Origin of the sequence: Paenibacillus sp. DCT19 (assembly GCF_003268635.1) — a bacterium.
Lineage (GTDB): Bacteria > Bacillota > Bacilli > Paenibacillales > Paenibacillaceae > Paenibacillus.
The window spans coordinates 589,535-608,589 of sequence record NZ_CP029639.1 but is presented as its reverse complement, the minus strand read 5'-3'; the positions used below and the strand labels follow the sequence as shown (position 1 = coordinate 608,589).

The window sequence follows — 19,055 nt, the reverse complement described above, 5'->3', positions numbered from 1 at the left end:
GAGATCATCATGACACAGAGCCGTAAATTGAAAGAAATGAGCTGGACAGTATTTGAAGAATATAAAAAGCATACCAACCTTGTAATCATCCCTGTAGGTGCCATTGAAGTGTATGGCCCCATCTGCCGCTCGGTTCGGATAGTCTGCTCGCAGATCAGCTTGCCAAACTTGTAGCCGAGCGTGTTGGTGCGATAATCGGGCCAACCGTGGAAGCTGGCGATTCCAATGTGCTTAATGATTTTCCAGGAACCATCACGATTCGTCCCGAGAGCCTAAAAGCGTATCTTGGCGATATTGTACATAGTCTGCTTACTTGGGGCTTCACACGCATTCTATTTATTAATGGTCATGCTGGCAATGTCCCCATTATCAATCAGATTGTTCATCAGCTACGAGGACAGCATAGTGATGTACAGGCAGCGCAGATTGATTGCTGGCGATTCATCAAAGCACAGGATCACGGTATATCTGAAACTGGCAAATTGGCAAACGGTCATGCTGGAGAGATTGGCACCTCCGTTCTGCTACATCTACACCCCGAACTTGTTCATCAGGATAAGATTGCAGACGAAGTGCCTGATTATGAAGATGCATACCCCGAAATCGTGAAATACGGCCGCCTTTCTTCTATCTCCAAGTCTGGTGTGGTCGGTTCTCCATCATTCGCTACGGTGGAAAAAGGAGAATTACTTGTACAGCATTCGGTGGATCGCATCGTTCAGTTTCTCCATGACGTCTGGGATATCAAACCGCTATAATTCTATATCCTGCATTCCTTCATCATTCCGGTTCAGTTCTGTCCCTTCTCCTCATAGCCTATATAAAAAGGACAAAGGAGGCTTGACCGGATGTCCCCCATTAAATCATCGAGCGGTCTAGATGAAAATATTGCAGGTATGCTCTGTTATCTATTCACCATTGTTGGTGGGATCGTGTTTCTTGCCGTAGAAAAGCGTAGCCGATTCGTTATGTTCCACGCGCTCCAATCGGTAACCGTATTTGGCCTTATCATGGTCGGTCATGTGTTATGCACATTTCTCCCCTTATTTGGCCCATTGGTCGCCTCACTGTTATCCCTGCTTGGTGTGGTTGTATGGCTCCTGATGGTTGTAACCAGTCTACAGGGGAAATGGCTAAAGCTGCCTTGGATCGGCGATTTTGCGGAAAAACAGATGCGGCATTTGTAATTGCTTACGGCTCATAATCAAAAAAACATCCGATTCCCTGCAAGGCAGAGAATCGGATGTTTTGTGTTGTTGTTCATGCTATAGATCATTCATCACGTGAATGACTCATGACATAAGTATTTCATGACACGAGTTAACATATGATGCATGACGGAAACTACTTGCTGGTATTCTTAACATCTATTTACGCAGGCTGTTTAGATTCGCCAATAATATCGTCCGCTTGTTTCTCCGCCATTCTAGCTGCCTCAGCCTTCGTTCCAATGCCGTTGAACAAGAGATTCATAAATATCGCTGTAAAACTACCTGCAATGATGCCGTTACCTAACATAATTTGTGCCCAGGCCGGTGTATTCGCAAACAGCTCAGGAACAACCGTTACCCCTAGACCCATACCTACAGAACAAGCGATAATGAACAAATTCTCATGACGGTTCAGATCCACTTGGCTTCCCAAAATACGAATACCTGACGATACCACCATGCCGAACAGAGCAACCATGGCTCCACCTAAAACCGAGCTCGGAATAAGCTGTGCCAGCGCAGCAATCTTTGGTACAAATCCAATCACGACAAGCAATCCACCTGCTACAACAATGACATCACGCGTTTTCACCCGCGTCATCTGTACAAGCCCTACATTTTGCGAATAGGTTGTATATGGGAAGGAGTTGAAGATACCACCCAGTACAATCGCCAGACCTTCTGCACGGTAACCGCGAGCCAGATCTTTGGAAGTCAGGTCTTTATCTAAAATTTTGCCCAAAGCCATAAATACACCCGTTGATTCAGCAACACTCACAATGGCGACCAGAATCATCGTCAGGATCGGTACAATCTCAAACGTTGGCGTACCGAAGTAGAACGGCTGCACCATATGGAACCAGCTTGCTTCACGTAAAGGTGCAAGGTTCACTCCACCCATGAAGCCTGCTGCGATTGTACCTGCGAGAAGACCAATTAGAACCGAAATCGAACGGATAAATCCAGTTGTAAAACGCGTCAACAAAATGATGAACAGCAGTACACCAAAACCGAGCATCAGATTTTCAGCACTACCAAAATTCGTACTACCACCCAAGTCGTTGAACGCCACGGGGATCAGTGTCAGACCAATAATCGTTACGACTGAGCCTGTAACCACTGGTGGGAATAGTCGAATCAATTTACCGAATAGACCGGAGAAAATAAGAACAAATAGTCCGGAAGCAATGATCGCACCATAAATAGCCGATACACCGCTGCTCTGACCGATGATAATCATCGGAGATACCGCCTGGAAAGCACAACCAAGCATAACAGGGAGCCCCACTCCGAAATAACGGTTGCCCCACACTTGAAGCAATGTCGCCACGCCACAGGCAAGCAGATCAATTGCAATCAGATATGTCAGTTGCTCAGCGGTAAACCCTAATGCTCTACTTACGATCAGAGGCACAATCACGGCACCTGCATACATTGCTAATACATGCTGGAGACCTAAGGAGAATGTTTGGACAGGGTGCCGATGCCGCTGGAAAATACGTTCGCGTGCCATATCAGTTCGTGCCCTCCTCATCCGCAAATGTAACTTGTCCGTTCGACAGGGCTCCAATGCGAACTAGTGATTCAACCCGATATCCTGCTTCTTGAAGCAAGCGTCCGCCTGGCTGGAAGGCTTTCTCGATTACGATTCCGATACCAACGACTTCGGCTCCAACCTGCTCTACGATGCGTGCCAGTCCAAATGCCGCCTCACCATTCGCCAAGAAATCATCGATAATAAGTACGCGATCACCTGGCTGCATGAACTTTTTGGCAACCGTAATCTCATTGGTCTCCTGCTTCGTGAATGAATACACCTTCTCGACCAGGATATCTTCTGTAAGTGTAAGTGACTTCTGCTTCCGTGCAAAAATCAGCGGTACATTAAGCTCCAACGCAGTCATGATGCCTGGGGCTATACCTGAGGATTCGATCGTAAGCACACGTGTGATATTCTCTCCTTCGAAGCGGCGGATGAATTCCTTACCTACTTCCTTCATGAGAACCGGGTCCATCTGATGGTTCAAAAATGAGTCCACTTTCAGGACTTGTTCAGACAGCACAATACCTTCCTGTCTTACCTTATCTTTTAGCAATTGCATGTTGTTCTCTCCTTGTGCCTCTCGCACAGTCGGTTCTACATGCTCTTCCCTTGTGGCTGCAAAAAACAAAAAGCCCGCCTTCCACCGCTGCGGTTGAACCGGAGACAGGAAAGACAGACTTGTACATATATGACAAGCCATTGGAACTGAAATTTCGAATGATATTGCGGATGGAATCCCACGCTTATTGCGTGCCTTTTCAAATATGCATATTGAGCTAGAGCACAAAGAACAAGTTAATGACTCACACGGACGCTCGCGATGAGCGCTATGCTTTGCCTATTTTGGATTTCCATCATTCATAACACTAACGATATATCAGATCTTTCCCGTAGTCCGATCATTACGGTGATCGGGTAGAGACATGCAGGCCTATTCCTGCACATATACGAGTAACGGCGTATTAAATTTTTGAACCGATAATTCCCATGATTCTGAACGATGTATGATCGTGAATCTGTAAATAAATATAGTTAAACTTCACTGACAATGTTAGAAGTATACCGAATTGCTCGCGTGAAATAAAGAAGTATTTTCATGGAAGTTGCGGAAAGTTGTATTAATTTGCATAACAGGGGTGATTGAAGCGTCATTTTTATGTACAATATGAAAACGGAAGAGCGGGTTCAAAACAACTTTTGCAACGACACTATCTGTCAAAGGAGACATGCAACTATGAAAGGCGTTCTTAAAGAATTCAAGGAATTTGCTGTACGTGGCAACGTCATTGATCTGGCGGTCGGGGTTATTATCGGGGCTGCTTTTGGCAAAATTGTGACTTCCCTCGTGAATGATATCATCATGCCACCGGTTGGAAAAATAATGGGGGGCATCGATTTCAGCCAGAAGATTATCAATCTTGATCCAGACGTAAAAACGGCAAATGGACAAGATATCACAACACTCGCTCAAGCGAATGAAGCTGGCGCTACCGTGATTGCGTATGGTCAATTCATTAACGTTATGATTGATTTTCTTATTGTGGCATTCTGTATCTTCATGCTGGTCAAAGGTATTAATTACCTCAAAAGCAAAGAACACAAAAAGCCTGAGCCGAAGAAAACGACCAAGGCTTGTAAATACTGCCTATCCGAAATTCCAGCAGCAGCTACTCGTTGTTCCCACTGTACATCAGAGTTAGAAGCTGAAGGCAGCGGTAGTCCTGCTTAAGGAAACGCAAGTAGGCTCGCCATAACGAAGTAACTTCATCATGACGAGCCTTCTCGCACCTCAAAGGAATGTTCTACTCTGATCCTTTAGAAGACGGACATTCAGGCGGGCTACTCAAGTGATCTCTGCTCGACTGCCATCGTTCGGATGTCTATGGTGCAACGGTTATGTAAAAGAAAAATTCAGCTTGTCTGTCCGTATCGATTCCCCATCCACGTTGATTCCTTAGGTATGATGACAGATGGGGCGGAGCAGAACGGCTCCTTGTTAATTCTCAGAAAGGTCTCACCGAATCGGTGGGGCCTTTTTTAGAAGCGGCGGGGTAACAGGTGTTCCAGAATCGATTTTAGATCCTTATCTTCCTTATAGACTTCTTCTCCGGTATCAAGCTCAGTTACACGAATATACTCAAAGTTGGCCGAAGCATCCACCGGTTTGAACAATAGCTGTGCTTCATCTTCCAAACGTACATTGAATCCCATGTCTTTGAACATTGTCGTTAACTGATTGTTTGCCGGCTCCTGTCCCTGTCCTACAAAGATGAGTCCTCTAAGGCTTTTACGTTCTTGAGGTTGCGGATAAATGACTTGAAAGTGTACAATGCATTCCATGTGGTGGTTCCCCTTTCTTAATAAAACTTTGTGAAATTTTGAACTTTAAAACTTGCTATATAAGGAGATACGTTTCATGACCCCAGAACGTTTCGATTTTTATGACAATCAGCAAAATTGGTTAGGCACGGCACCACGAACTGAGGTGCATGCCAAAGGATATTGGCATCGTTCATTCCATTGTTGGATCGTGCGTGACGAAGGCGCGCAGCGAATGGTTCTTTTTCAACGAAGACGTGATATCAAGGATACATTCCCCTCTACTACGACATTACAGCCGCAGGTCACCTCACTGCTGGCGAACAGCTTCATGAAGCAAGTCGAGAATTAGAAGAAGAACTGGGCGTTCAGGCTGCATTCGAAACGCTGACTTATCTACTCACTGCGAAGCAGGAGCTTCAAGGAGAGGTTCGCGGGGTACCATTTATAGATCGGGAATTCAGCTCTGTGTATGGTCTCTGTCTGAATCAGCCGCTTGAAGAATACATCCTACAGTCAAGCGAAGTGCATGGCTTATATGAAGTGCCTTTGAATGATCTGCTCGCTCTAATTCGCGGTGAACGTGAAGCTATCGAGGCTACTGGAATCCGTATGGAGACAGAGTTGCTGGCTTCATCCACGAATCAAAACACAGATGAACGTACCGAACTAGGGACAAGCGACGATGTATCTTCATCCCCACCTTCTGTGCGAGAGACTGTTACGGTGCATGCTCATGAGTTTGTGCCTCATGGGGCGGACTATTATATCCGTGTACTTGAAGCACTGTATGACGTACCCTCTAGCAAATCGAGCACCTTGTGAGGTAAGCATCATCTGTACTACTTTCATTCTCCCAAGAACGGTATAACTTCATACCACTGATTTCTAATTCATAAGGTATACGAGGATTAACCAGATAAGCAAACAGGCGTCTGCCGTGTGGCAGCGCCTGATTTATGGTACTGATATTTGTAAAGCTATGACTCGTGAGCGATTAACTGCACAGACTCGGATCACGTTGATCCATTATCTTCAGGCTTAGACCAGTATCGTGCTGAGAGATGCTCATAACGACGCCCGTAACGAGCCTCCAGCGTTTCTCCCATATCCTGTTCCAACTCGAATAATACCAGATCTTGTGCAAAATGATTCAGCAGCAGTCCTGTCATCACAGGATGCTCTGTGACAACAGCTTGCGTAACACTCCCTTTACCACGCATCCCCAGCATGCACCAGCAGCGATCCACCACAAGTGAGAACTTCCGCCCCTCACCATCGGCATAGATCGGCATTCCAGGCCAAGGCAGCGGCTGTTCCAGCATACCCTCCCCTTCTTCACATGACCATAATAGACGTACACCACGATTTTCAGCTTGCTGCAGATCCTCATGGAGCAACTCTATTTCTTCGCGCCAGACATCAATCACAATCTCATGCTTCGCCTCAGCTAATTGCCGTTTCAGGGTCTCAAACACTTTCTTATCCCCTTCAATATTGTAAAAGGCTGGCTTCTCTGGTTCATGCTGCGGCATGCTGCTCTGTACATAGTCAAGGGAATCTCGCATCTGCCCAGAGATCATCCGAGTCATTTCCTCCGGCTTAAGCACACTGTACTTGGCTGGCTCGCCTGCACTACAACGCAGGAATCCACGCTGCTCTAACCGTTGCAGGGTCGCATACACATTGGAACGGGACACGCCCAGTCGCTTCGCTACCTCATAACCTGAGGCTGAGCCTTGACGGGCGAGTTCCACCATAATTTTTGATTCCATCTCCGTAAATCCCAGATGACGCAAATGATGCAGCAGTTGGTCCATATTCCCGTCCCCCATGCTGTCAGCAACCTGCACTGCTACCCACTCATGATGTGGCAGCGCTTCTACTGCATCAGATCTGTTCTGCTCCGCAGCGCGGGCACCATTTGGAACCTTTGGGCAGCTCTGATGCACAGATCTGACAATTCACCATTTCGCGCGGCACTTCAGTCTGTACTTCCACGGTGTCTACAATTGGGTTATTCTCTTTCCAGTATCGGATGCGTTCATCCAGCTCCTGCTGGCGTTCACGCTCACGCAGCATTTCTTCTTCCCGGCGTCGCTCCCACTCTGCGTCGAACGCTTCCTTCTCTTCCTGGGTGAATTCCGTGCTGTTGTATTCTGTATCTGTCTCCAGATCAGCAATGGATGGAATGACAGTATGGTATGGCTCATTCTCTTCCAGCTCTTCTTCCACAGGTGCGTGGTAGACCGGTTCTCCTACCTGCTGCTGTGCAACAGCAGCCTCTTGTCTGGCAGAAGGAGGTGCTGCTGCGGCAGATGCTGGTTTAAAATCACCAAGCTTACGTCCACATTTAGGACAAAAGTTCGCATCCAGTGAAGCGACGTGTCCACACTCGCATAACCGTTCATTTTTGAGCTCGGCAATTTTACTGCGCAAGCTATCGATCTCATCTTGCAATTCGTCACACAGATGCGACAAATCGACCATATCTTTCTCCGCACGTGTCATATCTTGGGCACGATAGCCCTCGTAGAAAATTCGACCCATATCTGTAAAATGGACTTCCTGTTCCTGTTGCAAGCCCACGATCTGATTGTTTAATTTTCCAATCTCCACGGCATGCTGAGCACGTTCTGTTGCTTTGTTCGCTCCATTCTTAATTCGCTGAAGCAGTTTCATGACATCTCCTCCTCTATTCCCCGTCAGGCGCAAAATTGTTTCATTCAAGTGAATCTCTTCGTTGCGCATACATGTTATGTTCATTTCATTCTCATAGAGCAGCTTGCTTACTATATAAAATGTACTAAAGAATATTACACTTGCTACTCCGATGACAGAATAACTTTCCGATCGCTCTTATCCCCAGATTTTTTTTGATTCCCTTTTCCAAGGAAAACATCCGGGGATAAAGGCGAACGCTTCGCTTCTTCAACGTTATTTCTGTCCTCTCCGTTCCCGTGTAATGAACAAGTTCATTCTATAAAATCTATGCAAATTGCTCGGTATATAACTTATACGATAAGTAGCCAAAAAGTTGCGAAATCCTACGCTAATGCCCGTATTATGCCGATGCTGGATGAATTCGGGGCTTTCGTTAGGACCATATGTTCGGGTATAATGAAACTTTGTCCCGGCATATCGCCGACACTGATGCGATTAACCCTATCATACCAATTTACAATGTGATTGTGAAAAGGGCAAATGGATTACTTTTGAACCGGGATAGACGATCCCTGAATGTATACAGAGGTGGATGAATGATGTTAAGTCCGAACTCAACGTTTTACCCCCGTCCGCTCGGGGTTACCCCGGCGGCATCCCTGCCCCAGTCACCTTCAGCTCCGCTGGAGACCAGCCGGCAGCTTGTAAGCAAGGATGAACTGGATGCGCCTTATTTCCGTTCTCTGGAGGAAGCTGGCATCCGTCTGAACGGCCCTCAAATCTCCGCAGTTCGTCACGGCAGAGGTCCATTATTGACCTTGGCTGGAGCCGGCTGTGGCAAAACGACTGTGCTCGCAGCACGGGCGGGCTACTTAATGGAAGTCAGCGGCGTTCACGCAGGCAGCATCCTGCTCGTGACTTTCACGAACAAGGCCGCGGCCGAGATGAAGGATCGTATTGCCGCCTTGCCAGGTATTCGTCCTGCTGCCGCAAGAGCGGTACAGGCGCGTACGTTTCACTCCTTTGCCTTGACGTTACTGCGTCATTACGGCGTTCAGGAGGAGATTTTTGGCGAAACTCGTGCCCAACATACCGTCATCAAAATGTTACTACGACAGTACGGCATGAGCGAAGCCTTCCAGCCCGAGAGCCTGCTGGCCATGCTATCTGCATGGAAGATGCAAGGTTCACAGACCGCTGATCTGCCCGAGAAGTCGCAGGAAGAACGCGACGCGAAGCGTGTGCTTCTCGGGTACGAGAACTGGAAGAAGGAACGTAACAAGATCGATTTTGACGATATTTTACTGCGCGCTGCTGAATTATTACGTGACCCTGCTGTACTAGGACCACTCCAGCGACGTTTTCAATACATTATGGTGGATGAATTCCAGGATACGAATCATTTGCAATATGAGATTGTGCAGAAGCTCGCCTCGGCTCATCGTAACCTGATGGTCGTTGGAGACGATGATCAGACCATCTATACGTTTAATGGCGCAAGGCAGGAATCCATATTAGAATTCGATAAAGTATACCCAGGCGCACGCATTGTGACGCTAGATATTAACTATCGCAGTGATGCACGCATCCTTGGGCTTGGCAGCGAACTCGTAGCGAAGAACAAACGGAGACGGGATAAGCGTCTGCGTGCAGCAGGTCATCGAGGCGACGCTCCAAGGTTCGCCACACCGTCCAATACTGAGGAAGAAGCCGCATGGGTCGTGAACCAGATCTGTGAGCAGGTAGAGGAAGGGCTGCATACGTACCGTGATATCGCAATTCTGCACCGGACAGCCAGCAGCAGCCGGGCCGTATTCGAGCAGCTTGTGCTGAAGGATATCCCTTTTGTCCAGCACGGTGCTTCACCGGTATTCTATGACCAATCGCTGATTAGACCGTTGATGGATCATATGCGTCTATCCCTTGATCCACGGTCTGCGGATGCTCTGCCAAGCGCACTCGGCCCGCTCTACGTGTCCCGTGATGCTGGATTAGATTGGATTCAACGCAGCGAACAACAACAAGCGAAGAAGTATCCATTGATCCATCTGGCGAAATGGGACAAGCTGAAGCCATTTCAGCAGGAGCAGGTCAAGGAACGTATCAAATTAATTAAATCACTGCAGAAACTGAAACCTGTCATTGCCATTCAGGAGATGCGCCGTCAATTCTATGACAAATATATGGAAAGCGGTGATCCTAGCATCTTCACCCACTATCGGGAAACGATGCTGGAGACACTCGATGAATTCGAAGCAGCCGCCAAAAAATTCGAAACAGTAGAAGAATTCATTCAATTCGCAGACGAGCTCTCGCGCAGACATCGGGAGATGGAATCTCTACGCCGAGCACAGGACAGTGATGCGGTTCAGCTGATGACCATCCATCGTGCGAAGGGTCTTGAATTCCCATGTGTCTACTGGATTGGTGCAAGTGAAGGGATCGTTCCTCACAGCTCTTCATTGCGACAAGATCTGCCTGAGGATCAGAAGGCCGCTCTTACTGTACAACAAACAGATAGCGAGCTGGATATGGCTTTGGAAGAGGAACGGCGGCTTGCCTATGTTGCCATCACACGTGCCAAACAGTTCTTATACGTTACTTCTCCAGCCAGCCACCATGGTAAACCTGCCGATGTATCCCGATTTTTGCTGGAAGCATTCGGCATGGAGGTTCCGGATAAACGTAAAAATAGTGAGGGTAATCGAACGGAGAATTCGCGTTCTTATGGCAAGAACCAAGGTCAGAGCTACCGATCCGGTTCACGCAATGAAGATCGTGATGTGCTTCATCGTCGCCCAATTCACTCTAATGGGCATGATGAGCGTCGCCACCGGGAAGATGAACTTCACCCACGTAAAGAACGGCTTGGTAGCGGTGAAGTTCGTAACCATAAAGCGTTCAGCACGGCAGGTGTTAAGCAAGCTCAGAGCTCATCCTCTTCAAGTACAGGATCGCATACCTCAGGTCACTCGGAACGTATGGAAACTGTGGCGATCTGGAAATGTAGCTCATCGACATGTAAAGCCTGGCTACGTCAGAAACCAGCCGTGCCTTCTGCCAAGGCATCCAAAAATACCAAATCCAGCCCGCCGCCATGCCCCTTGTGTTCGGGAGCCATGGAGGCGAGTACTCGCCAGGTTCCTATGACAGGAAGATACGGGCGATAGATAACAGCCGTTGAACTATATATGACAAGCAAAAGAAAGCAGACCCACTAGGAGCTGCTTTCTTTTGCTTTATGCATTATTTTCGCGGCGTAGAGTCTGTGAGGTATGTTCGTAAAGTAAGTTGGATTTAAGACACACTCTAACTGAAATGTGCTGCCAAAATCTTCGCTAGGCGTTGCTTATATGCATCTAAATCATACGAAGAGTTATTAACTTTTTCCTTAGCTATACTTAGGTCGTTATATATGGTTTCTTCCAGTTCCCTTCTAGCCTTAAGAACCTGAAGCGCCCCTTCTACCCCATGATACCCGTGATTCAAGCCAAAACCCTGGTTTGTGTAATATTCAATAAAACCTTCTGACCATGCTGCTGGTCTCTCCTTGACTGCCTTTCTGAAAGAATGATCAAGATCATCCTGATCTACGTAAAGTAACAACGGATTCAGTTGTTCTACAATGGAGGCTAGCTGCTTCACATAACTGATTACCTCTTCATTGGTTGCTCCGTGCTTAATCATCCCGATGGTCACAGGGTTCTGTATAAAACAGCAATCAAAAATATACGTGTCTGTGCCGTTCATACTATGCTTAGCAAACTGCTCCCATTTTTCCGTAATCCGCTCTCTATTCTGCGCTAACGGCAATTCATAAATGTCATATTTAAAGATGTTATCGATGAGTTCCTTTGAAAGAGTGGCTCCAACGTCATTCATTAATTTGCGATATGTCAAAAATAATGGTTACCTTGCTTCATGAGATGTGTACGCAATAAGTCGCTAAACTCCGCATGATCAAGTAATAATTCCTGGTACTCATAATCGTTAAAACAAGCAACACCATCATAATCCGCAGGATGATCCAAATTCCCTTCCAAAAATAACTGCGTATTGATGTTCATATCGATAAGAATGTCATGAACGAGCTGAGCCGTTGTTGTTTTGCCAAAGCCGGGTAAACCCTCTATGAGAACTAATTTTGGTTGCATACGATGTTCCTCCGTTTCATATTAAGGAGGATCGGCAGGTAAGATTCCAATGGAGATGCATTTATCCATATAACTAAAAACGGATACCCAAAGGTATCCGCAGTATGGTTTATGACATACCTTACCTGCATACCCTGTAAGATGATTAGAAAAGATACCAAATAAAACGTTGTACAGCGAGCTTTTTCAACAAACGTTTATCGGCATATTTTCAAATAATTTATCTTTACAGAGTAGTCCACATGATCAGGTATATGCTCCTTTGTATGCATCTCATGACTAATATTACCATCATGAATAGAATCCTACAATCGCATTCGAATCATAGAGATTTCGTAGCGATAGAAGTTTCAGCTCTGCTCCTTTTCGTGAACAGTACAGTAGCAAGAAGCAAGGCTATACCTACAGAGGCGAAACCCAGCCAATTCAAATACAGGACAGAGGTACAGCTGATGACAAGCCCGCCTAATCCAGATCCAAGTGCAAAGCCAAATTGAATGAACGATGTATTTACGCTCAGGGCAACATCCGGATTGCGAGGTGCTAGTTTAACCAGATATAGTTGCTGCGCTGGAGAAATGCTCCACGTTGCTAACATAAAGATCATTAAGACCAAGATTAATACGACCAGATTAACTCCAGCTAGTGCAAATAAAAGCAGTGTAACGCCTTGTAAAATCAGCCCTAGGAAAACAGTGAATTTTACACCTCTGGCATCAGCCAATTGCCCGCCTATTTTAGAACCGACAAAGCTGCAAATGCCCGCCAGGAAGAGGACGCCGCTAATCTCGGTCATGGAAAGTGACGATGTCGCCTGCAAGAAAGGCGTAATATACGTAAACAGTGTAGCGTAGCCGCCGACATACAATAATGTGATAAGCAAAGCGGTCAGAATAGTCGGATTTTTCATAATAGAAAGCTGCATGCTAAGGCTAGCTTTCTCTTCTTCTTTAATTGACGGAACCTTCTTATAGATGATCAGCAACGGAACAATACTTAATACACCAATTAGAATAAATAGAACTCTCCATCCAAACATCTCACTAAAAAATGTACCGATTGGCACACCCAGCACTAGCGAGCTGCTAAGCCCCATCAGAATGATTCCGATCGCATTGCCTCTTCGCTCTTGTTCAACGAGTCGTGTCGCCACCGCCATCGCTACCACGGTAGCCATGCCACCACTTGCCCCTTGCACAATTCGTATCCATAGTACAGCTTCATAAGCAAGATCTATGAACATAAGTCCGTTACTCGCAATAAACACACCAAGGGTCGTCATTAGCAATTTCTTACGATCAACATTGATCGTAAGTGTGATCATAATCGGAGCAACAATAGCTGCTGCCAGAGCAAATACCGTTACTAGTAACCGGGCTTCGGAGGTTGGTACGCCCAAGTCTGCGGCAATCATCTCAATGACGCCTGTAATAATATATTCAATCGTCCCGATTAGAAAAACAGCCAGGGCCAGAATATAAATAATTCCTTTGTTCTTCAACTCACTTCACCTTCTTCTGTTATCTCGTTCGAATTGGAATCTGTATCTCTATACACTGTGCATCTTGTTCTGGTGATAACGGTAAATACAGCTCTCTGCCCGCTTCATTCTCATTGATCTGATAGTTATTGGCTTCAATCCATTTCGCCAAATGAACACAGGCGGCACCATCAAACGTTGAATCCGAATGAAAAACCATCGTAGCCATCATTGGCTCAGCAGGAAGGATCCGTAGCTCGAATGGCTCTGGGGATGTACGCAGTTCGCAGGTCAAAAAGTAACCCACTTCAAACTCAAACTCATCCTCTTTGCCCTCGATTTCTTTCCACAGGACAACCTGAGGACCTTGAATACATCCACGAATGTCCTTGGTGATGGATTGATCCATGTGACGAATCAGGTTCGGGATATCCTCTTCCCGCCCACATGCCTTCTGATAAAGGAATGGTTGGGCACCTTCCGCCCTAATTCTAATCTCTTGCTCTGTTTCCAATTGCCCCTCTTGTTCGATCAGCTTCATACGTTCCTCAATTCGGAGGAGTTTAGCCTGCTCTGTATCGATCATTTGTTGAATCTCACTTCGCTTCAGCTTGAACATGCCTTGAATGTTCTCCAATGTAATATCTTCTTGAAGCAACTGTGAGATCTGTGGCAGTGTGAAACCTAGTTCCTTATACATCAAGATTCGGTTAAGCTCAAGAAGCTGATCCGCCGAATAATAACGATAACCTGTATCGTGATCTACCTTTCGCGGTTTAAGTATGCCAATCTGGTCGTAATAACGCAGTGTTTTTAAGGAGACCTTACTGAGCCTGGAAAATGCACTGATTTTGAACAAAAAATATCACCTCCATTCCACAACATAAAGTGAGTATACAGTCTCCCGTATAGGGGAAAGTCAAGGGTTGCGAATTAAAGTAATCTTTCGCTTATAGCGCCAACAAATATAGAAGTATAGTTCAATCGTTCTGGCACAACCTTTGGTAAAATAGTAAAAGTAAAATTGAGATCGGAGATTGTCATGATTATGAAAAACAAAGCGTTACTGTTCCTGTCCATTCTAATGATTCTGATACTTACAGCTTGTAGCAACAACACCAAAGTATATAGTTTAGACAACATTACTCAACGATTTGAAGATGCCGAGCTCCACCTTAAGCCTCAAGCTGAGGACAACTATCCGGAGATCTTAAACGTTAAGCCGAGTGTATATGAATTATTGGATGATAGCCTCTATATTTACGTTTATGAATCGGAGGAACAACGTATTGAAGCTTCTAAAGAGTTAAATGTAGAGCAACTATTCAATGCGCCCTCCTACGTTTATCAAACGGGAAACGTATTACTGATATACATATCCTTATCTGCTCCCGAAGACAATTATAATAAACAAATAGAAGATATCGTATATGCAAGATATAGAACGTAATCAATATTATGAAGCTCACAATCTTTATGTACACTGCTGCTATCGGTTGCCATAGATACATCTCCTTATCCATTTAGTTGGGCAAGATAAGTCCAATCTCTGGTTCACTTATTTCGCCTTCATAACATAGGGAGATTTCAAAGCATCCTTTACAACTAAAGAATGACCTTGTTATCAGAAATTTTGGATGAAGATATAGAGCTACGAATGCTGAGATTCTTTAACTATTGTTAGGGATCTGGGTTGTACTTTCCTTGATATTTCTTCCCTATATACAAAGCCATTTGAGAGGAGGGAAGAGCGGATGCAAACAACCGACATGATCTCGCTGGTCACTAACATAGGATTTCCTGTGACGTTATGTTTTATATTAATCCGCTATGTGCTGCAAACGATTGGTGAAAAGCTAGATCGATTGGATCAATCCTTATCACAACTCGTGCAAGTAATTCAATCCAACCAGAATAAAAGTAAACGAGGACAGCCTTAAGGAGATGGATGGTTCGTGTTCAGCGGCATAACGATTAAGGCAGAACTTGGTTGAAGGGATATGACCATGCGTTTGCTATTCGTTTCAGGATGGAACCTGTTGTTTATTAACAGTAGAAGGATGATATTTCCATTTTGGAATGGAGGTTAAACAAATGCAGGAAGGCAAACATCATTATTATGTCTCGGTAAGCCACAATCTGATCGAACGCGAACGTAATGAATCAACACCTTTTGAAGTCATGGTGGACGATGAAGAGCTTATTCAGTTAAAAGATCTGATGAAGGTACTAGAAGAGGATGATGCATACACACTGCAGCGAGCTCCGGTGCCTTATAAATCCGCAGATCACGACGAAGCGACAGCGCAATTTTCGGATGGGATGACCTTGTTATACACATTTCTATATGACCACGGCACGTCGGACACTCGGCAATCCATAGAGAGCATGAATGTGCTGTCCCGGCTGCAGGATACGGATTATGAAGATCCCGGGTACGAGGATTCACCGTTGAATAAATAATAGCAGCCGAATGAACGAACCGACACCTAAAAAGCATGCATTTCCCGCACGCGATGCGGATGTGGCATGCTTTTTGGCGTTGCATTCTGCGCCCTTAGTCCAGACGAATCTCATGCCCCTTCTCTGCGGACTCATAAATTGCGCATAACATCCGGGTGGAGGCGACCCCATCGGCGATTGGGCTGATTGGCTCGGTTCCATTCAGGCAACAATCTACAAAGTGATCAATCTGATTCTGAAAAGCGGTATGCATATGCAGACCTGGATTATCGGCTTGCGGCTCTATGTTAAGGATCGTATTATTTTTCTCTGTAACCATCAGCGTTTCCGGCTCCAGCTCGAATCCACCACGCTCCCCGTATAATTTAACGGATGATTCATCGCTGCGCGCATGTAGAGTGAAACTCACATCCACTGCCAGTGATGCGCCATTCTCAAAACGAATTAAGGCATTCGCCATATCCTCCACATTGTTCACGGCAGAGCTATAATCAGCGGCTTTATAAAAGGACAGATGTTCAATATTAGCCCGATTCCCCAGCTTATAATACGTATTGCCACTGACTGATACAGGCTTCGGGCGCCCCATCAGATACCAGCACTGATCAATAATATGTACACCCAGATCAATAAGTGGGCCACCACCGGATCTATTTTTGTCGGCAAACCAGCCTCCAGGATTACCTAAACGCCGCAGAATAGAAGCCTTCGCATAGTACAGTTCGCCAAACTCTCCAGCCTGAATGAATTGATGAAGCATTTGCATGTTGTTATCATACCGCCTGACAAACCCCACAACGAAGGTACATCCACTGCTCTTCACCGCTTCTTCAATCCGTAACGCATCTTCCACATTGGTCGCCACGGGCTTCTCCAACAAGACGTGCTTACCTGCCTTAAGGGCGGCAATGGCAAAATCAGCATGTGTATTATTCCACGTACAGATACTTACGGCGTCTACATGTGGGTCTTTCAACATTTCACGATAATCGGTATACACCGACTGTGCCTCATACTTCTGGGCTGCCGCTGTTGCACGCTGTTCATTCAAATCACAGATGGCATAGATCACCGCGTTAGGATTCTTGGCATAACACCTCATATGCAGATCTGAAATGGAGCCTGTTCCGATCATACCGATGTGCAGCATTTGTTTGGTGCTCATCTTCATCCTCCCTTCCTTTTCCAAACCTGTAGTCAATATTGTGCCCGCAGTTGGGCTGGATCAATACGCTACGTCCAACCAGACCGTGCGACAACTAGCTCTCGCAGAAATTTCCACTTACTTGAATTTAACCTGATCTGGTTCAGCGTAACCTGATCGTTGAGTAAACTTTCCATTTATACTGGATAACATTGGATTCAACTAACAGACATGTTGACACTATATTGAACAGATATCGCCCGCTAATGCGTCCTAAAGTGCAACACTGGAGCAACATATCCCGTCTAGAACATGAAAGTTGGTTTGAAAATAATACTTAATGCGAATCAATCTAGAATAAGAAGGGAAGATCAACTATGAACAACAACACGAAAAAAATAAGTGCCCTTATGGCACTCTCCTTAGCTTTGGGTGGAGGATCGGCGTTGGCAGCCACTCCAAACACAACACAGCCCGCTCCCCTCATTACAGCAGCAGATCAAGCGAATCAGTCCTCTACGATTAAAGTACTTGTTAACGGCGTATCTATAGCTGATGGCTATAAGGCTACAGCGGATAAAGAGCCAATGCTGGCACTACGGAGCCTTACCGAAGCTTTAGGCTATGAGCTCGATTGGAACAAAGCAGACAAGTCTGCTGAATTAACGCAAGGTAACTCATGGACACGTGTAGTCACAGGGCAGGATCAATATTCCGTGAATAAGATGCTACTCACACTAGGGGCAGCACCGGAAATCATCAATGGCACATTGTATGTTCCTGCTTCATTTGCCGAGAAGGTTCTCCATGCTCAGGTGACGGCTAGCGGAAACACTTTAACAATTGTGTCGGAGGAAGCAGTGAAAAATGTGACCGAACGTGGCGTTATTACGAGAATTCATAAGGACGGTAGCTATCCATCTGTGCAAATTGGTGGTGCTGGTCAAGATGGAATCGTTCTTAACCTCAACGATGATACCGTATTCAAATCCGCTGAAGGTAAGGAGATTTCACTGGGTGATCTCACTCTAGGGATGAATGTAGAAGCTGTACATTCCGCGATTACTACGCGCAGCTTACCACCACAAACACCAACCTATCAAATCACGGTATTGGATGTAGCTGGGTCAGAAGCTGAGACACCACCCCTAGATGTTCTGGGTACAGCAGGTACAGTTGAACGCGTTCAAACTACAGCGGGTATTACACAGATCGAAATATCCGGCACACGACTGACAGAGACAGGTCCGGATCATGTTATCTTGAATATTACGGAAGAGACACAGCTTGTAGATCACGAAGGGAACCCTGTGGAGCTAACCGAGCTGACAGAGGGTGCTAAAGTCATTGGATTTTACAGCCCTGTGCTGACGCGTAGTCTCCCACCGATCGGAACAGCCTGGAAAGTGGTGTTAGAGATATCCGACGTTCAGCCTCAAACAGATGGACAAGCGGACACTGAACAAGCAAAATAATAAGATTTTGCACGCTCACCTGAAGGTAGACTACTTCTAGCATACCTTGTAGTAATGGTTAGAAAGCAAAATAACCTTACCCGCTTGTCCGTTTGGGACAGGGTAAGGTTATTTTCTATTTTTTCACGCTTTCTCAGACTCGATTACAGCCTCAACCTCGATCTCTACCATAAGCAAAGGATCAATAAGAGCACTAACTTCAACCATGGTGGCAACAGGCTGGATCTGTCCAAAAAACTCCCCGTGCGCCTTACCTACTTCTTCCCATCGAGAGATATCCGTGACAAACATTCGAGTTCGCACAACATTGGTGAGATCAGCACCCAATTCTTGCAATGCCTTCTCAATCGTCTGCAAAATAAATCTGGTCTGCGCATAAGGATCACCCGCGCCAACCACAACACCATCCTGCATCGCCGTTGTGCCTGCCACTTCAATCCGATTGCCTACTCTAATCGCCCGGCAATAACCGACAAGCGGCTCCCAAGGAGAACCCGTAAACACCTGCTGTCTGCTCATGCTCTATTTCCCTCGCTTTATCATCATATTTATTTTCCTAACTATACCAACTTTCGTCATTCTAGACCATTCATTTCAAGCTT

At 45.9% G+C, this 19,055-nt stretch carries 20 protein-coding genes, 1 pseudogene and 1 riboswitch; of the genes and pseudogenes, 11 read left to right on the top strand and 10 right to left on the bottom strand.

The annotated features are described in order from the left end of the window. Nucleotides 1-9 precede the first annotated feature (9 nt). The 3 genes from DMB88_RS30105 to DMB88_RS02780 all read left to right on the top strand — a co-directional run bounded on the left by DMB88_RS30105 (nt 10) and on the right by DMB88_RS02780 (nt 1,187). Nucleotides 10-174 carry a hypothetical protein gene (locus DMB88_RS30105; RefSeq protein WP_164848589.1) on the top strand — a complete coding sequence of 55 codons (165 nt, stop codon included), beginning with the start codon at nt 10-12 and terminating at the stop codon, nt 172-174. Continuing rightward, on the top strand, nt 123-758 hold the full coding sequence (locus tag DMB88_RS02785; RefSeq protein WP_128100115.1) for a creatininase family protein: 636 nt from the start codon (nt 123-125) through the stop codon (nt 756-758). Before DMB88_RS30105 ends, DMB88_RS02785 begins: the two co-directional genes overlap by 52 nt. 90 nt (nt 759-848) lie before the next feature. Continuing rightward, nucleotides 849-1,187, top strand: coding sequence for a DUF4870 domain-containing protein (locus tag DMB88_RS02780; RefSeq protein ID WP_128100114.1), 339 nt, complete (start codon nt 849-851; stop codon nt 1,185-1,187). Nucleotides 1,188-1,371: 184 nt separating this feature from the next. Here DMB88_RS02780 and DMB88_RS02775 read toward each other — a convergent pair whose 3' ends face one another. Next, nucleotides 1,372-2,724: a nucleobase:cation symporter-2 family protein gene (locus DMB88_RS02775; RefSeq protein ID WP_128100113.1), complete on the bottom strand. Its 1,353-nt coding sequence runs from the start codon at nt 2,722-2,724 to the stop codon at nt 1,372-1,374. Between the two features lies 1 nt (nt 2,725). Next, on the bottom strand, nt 2,726-3,313 hold the full coding sequence (locus DMB88_RS02770) for a xanthine phosphoribosyltransferase (protein ID WP_128100112.1): 588 nt from the start codon (nt 3,311-3,313) through the stop codon (nt 2,726-2,728). A 312-nt stretch (nt 3,314-3,625) separates the two neighbouring features. Then, a riboswitch (purine riboswitch) is annotated at nt 3,626-3,725 on the bottom strand. Nucleotides 3,726-3,988: 263 nt separating this feature from the next. Between DMB88_RS02770 and mscL the strand changes: the two genes are divergently transcribed. Then, nucleotides 3,989-4,483, top strand: coding sequence for a large conductance mechanosensitive channel protein MscL (mscL, locus tag DMB88_RS02765; protein WP_128100111.1), 495 nt, complete (start codon nt 3,989-3,991; stop codon nt 4,481-4,483). A 308-nt stretch (nt 4,484-4,791) separates the two neighbouring features. Here mscL and DMB88_RS02760 read toward each other — a convergent pair whose 3' ends face one another. Then, entirely contained in the window at nt 4,792-5,094 is a 303-nt protein-coding gene (locus DMB88_RS02760; RefSeq protein WP_095291879.1) for a hypothetical protein, read from the bottom strand. A 76-nt stretch (nt 5,095-5,170) separates the two neighbouring features. Here DMB88_RS02760 and DMB88_RS31890 point away from each other — a divergent pair, with 76 nt between their 5' ends. Both DMB88_RS31890 and DMB88_RS31885 read left to right on the top strand, forming a co-directional pair. Continuing rightward, complete coding sequence (locus DMB88_RS31890) at nt 5,171-5,425, top strand: hypothetical protein (protein WP_368028313.1); 255 nt, start codon at nt 5,171-5,173, stop codon at nt 5,423-5,425. A 116-nt stretch (nt 5,426-5,541) separates the two neighbouring features. Next, nucleotides 5,542-5,898 (top strand): hypothetical protein, encoded by a 357-nt coding sequence (locus DMB88_RS31885; RefSeq protein ID WP_368028312.1) that lies wholly within the window; start codon nt 5,542-5,544, stop codon nt 5,896-5,898. A gap of 191 nt (nt 5,899-6,089) precedes the next feature. Here the strand turns inward: DMB88_RS31885 and DMB88_RS02750 are convergent, their stop codons facing one another. After that, nucleotides 6,090-7,025, bottom strand: a complete 936-nt coding sequence (locus DMB88_RS02750) for a TrmB family transcriptional regulator (RefSeq protein ID WP_254438424.1) — start codon at nt 7,023-7,025, stop codon at nt 6,090-6,092. After that, nucleotides 6,964-7,755 (bottom strand): zinc ribbon domain-containing protein, encoded by a 792-nt coding sequence (locus tag DMB88_RS02745; protein ID WP_128100110.1) that lies wholly within the window; start codon nt 7,753-7,755, stop codon nt 6,964-6,966. Before DMB88_RS02745 ends, DMB88_RS02750 begins: the two co-directional genes overlap by 62 nt. A gap of 581 nt (nt 7,756-8,336) precedes the next feature. Here DMB88_RS02745 and DMB88_RS02740 point away from each other — a divergent pair. After that, nucleotides 8,337-10,907: a UvrD-helicase domain-containing protein gene (locus DMB88_RS02740; protein WP_128104279.1), complete on the top strand. Its 2,571-nt coding sequence runs from the start codon at nt 8,337-8,339 to the stop codon at nt 10,905-10,907. A gap of 139 nt (nt 10,908-11,046) precedes the next feature. On the opposite strand, the pseudogene DMB88_RS02735 reads toward DMB88_RS02740, so the two are convergent. From DMB88_RS02735 to DMB88_RS02725, 3 genes and pseudogenes are all read right to left on the bottom strand, one after another. Next, nucleotides 11,047-11,891 (bottom strand): annotated as a pseudogene (locus DMB88_RS02735) (hypothetical protein). A gap of 322 nt (nt 11,892-12,213) precedes the next feature. Then, on the bottom strand, nt 12,214-13,392 hold the full coding sequence (locus DMB88_RS02730; protein ID WP_128100109.1) for an MFS transporter: 1,179 nt from the start codon (nt 13,390-13,392) through the stop codon (nt 12,214-12,216). Nucleotides 13,393-13,411: 19 nt separating this feature from the next. After that, nucleotides 13,412-14,230, bottom strand: coding sequence for a MerR family transcriptional regulator (locus tag DMB88_RS02725; RefSeq protein ID WP_128100108.1), 819 nt, complete (start codon nt 14,228-14,230; stop codon nt 13,412-13,414). A gap of 189 nt (nt 14,231-14,419) precedes the next feature. On the opposite strand from DMB88_RS02725, the gene DMB88_RS02720 reads away from it, so the two are divergent. The 3 genes from DMB88_RS02720 (at nt 14,420) to DMB88_RS02710 (ending at nt 15,834) form a co-directional block, all read left to right on the top strand. Further along, on the top strand, nt 14,420-14,821 hold the full coding sequence (locus DMB88_RS02720) for a hypothetical protein (RefSeq protein ID WP_128100107.1): 402 nt from the start codon (nt 14,420-14,422) through the stop codon (nt 14,819-14,821). Between the two features lie 304 nt (nt 14,822-15,125). Beyond that, nucleotides 15,126-15,311: a hypothetical protein gene (locus DMB88_RS02715; RefSeq protein WP_128100106.1), complete on the top strand. Its 186-nt coding sequence runs from the start codon at nt 15,126-15,128 to the stop codon at nt 15,309-15,311. 154 nt (nt 15,312-15,465) lie between these two features. Beyond that, nucleotides 15,466-15,834: a hypothetical protein gene (locus tag DMB88_RS02710; protein WP_128100105.1), complete on the top strand. Its 369-nt coding sequence runs from the start codon at nt 15,466-15,468 to the stop codon at nt 15,832-15,834. A 94-nt stretch (nt 15,835-15,928) separates the two neighbouring features. Here DMB88_RS02710 and DMB88_RS02705 read toward each other — a convergent pair whose 3' ends face one another. Further along, the gene (locus DMB88_RS02705; protein WP_128100104.1) at nt 15,929-16,999 is read right to left on the bottom strand and encodes a Gfo/Idh/MocA family protein; all 1,071 of its coding nucleotides are present in this window, start codon (nt 16,997-16,999) and stop codon (nt 15,929-15,931) included. Nucleotides 17,000-17,355: 356 nt separating this feature from the next. On the opposite strand from DMB88_RS02705, the gene DMB88_RS02700 reads away from it, so the two are divergent. Beyond that, nucleotides 17,356-18,453: a copper amine oxidase N-terminal domain-containing protein gene (locus DMB88_RS02700; protein WP_128100103.1), complete on the top strand. Its 1,098-nt coding sequence runs from the start codon at nt 17,356-17,358 to the stop codon at nt 18,451-18,453. Between the two features lie 123 nt (nt 18,454-18,576). Here the strand turns inward: DMB88_RS02700 and DMB88_RS02695 are convergent, their stop codons facing one another. Continuing rightward, a complete protein-coding gene (locus DMB88_RS02695) occupies nt 18,577-18,972 on the bottom strand; it encodes a RidA family protein (RefSeq protein ID WP_128100102.1) in 396 nt (131 codons plus the stop codon). Nucleotides 18,973-19,055 lie beyond the last annotated feature (83 nt).

Bases quoted from the DNA above. Each gene is read 5' to 3' on its own strand.
- DMB88_RS02770 (WP_128100112.1), bottom strand. From the start codon at position 3,313: ATGCAATTGCTAAAAGATAAGGTAAGACAGGAAGGTATTGTGCTGTCT.
- DMB88_RS02700 (WP_128100103.1), top strand. From the start codon at position 17,356: ATGAACAACAACACGAAAAAAATAAGTGCCCTTATGGCACTCTCCTTA.
- mscL (WP_128100111.1), top strand. From the start codon at position 3,989: ATGAAAGGCGTTCTTAAAGAATTCAAGGAATTTGCTGTACGTGGCAAC.
- DMB88_RS02775 (WP_128100113.1), bottom strand. From the start codon at position 2,724: ATGGCACGCGAACGTATTTTCCAGCGGCATCGGCACCCTGTCCAAACA.
- DMB88_RS31890 (WP_368028313.1), top strand. From the start codon at position 5,171: ATGACCCCAGAACGTTTCGATTTTTATGACAATCAGCAAAATTGGTTA.
- DMB88_RS02710 (WP_128100105.1), top strand. From the start codon at position 15,466: ATGCAGGAAGGCAAACATCATTATTATGTCTCGGTAAGCCACAATCTG.
- DMB88_RS02720 (WP_128100107.1), top strand. From the start codon at position 14,420: ATGAAAAACAAAGCGTTACTGTTCCTGTCCATTCTAATGATTCTGATA.
- DMB88_RS02780 (WP_128100114.1), top strand. From the start codon at position 849: ATGTCCCCCATTAAATCATCGAGCGGTCTAGATGAAAATATTGCAGGT.
- DMB88_RS02760 (WP_095291879.1), bottom strand. From the start codon at position 5,094: ATGGAATGCATTGTACACTTTCAAGTCATTTATCCGCAACCTCAAGAA.
- DMB88_RS02745 (WP_128100110.1), bottom strand. From the start codon at position 7,755: ATGAAACTGCTTCAGCGAATTAAGAATGGAGCGAACAAAGCAACAGAA.
- DMB88_RS02715 (WP_128100106.1), top strand. From the start codon at position 15,126: ATGCAAACAACCGACATGATCTCGCTGGTCACTAACATAGGATTTCCT.
- DMB88_RS02705 (WP_128100104.1), bottom strand. From the start codon at position 16,999: ATGAGCACCAAACAAATGCTGCACATCGGTATGATCGGAACAGGCTCC.
- DMB88_RS02695 (WP_128100102.1), bottom strand. From the start codon at position 18,972: ATGAGCAGACAGCAGGTGTTTACGGGTTCTCCTTGGGAGCCGCTTGTC.
- DMB88_RS30105 (WP_164848589.1), top strand. From the start codon at position 10: ATGACACAGAGCCGTAAATTGAAAGAAATGAGCTGGACAGTATTTGAA.
- DMB88_RS02740 (WP_128104279.1), top strand. From the start codon at position 8,337: ATGTTAAGTCCGAACTCAACGTTTTACCCCCGTCCGCTCGGGGTTACC.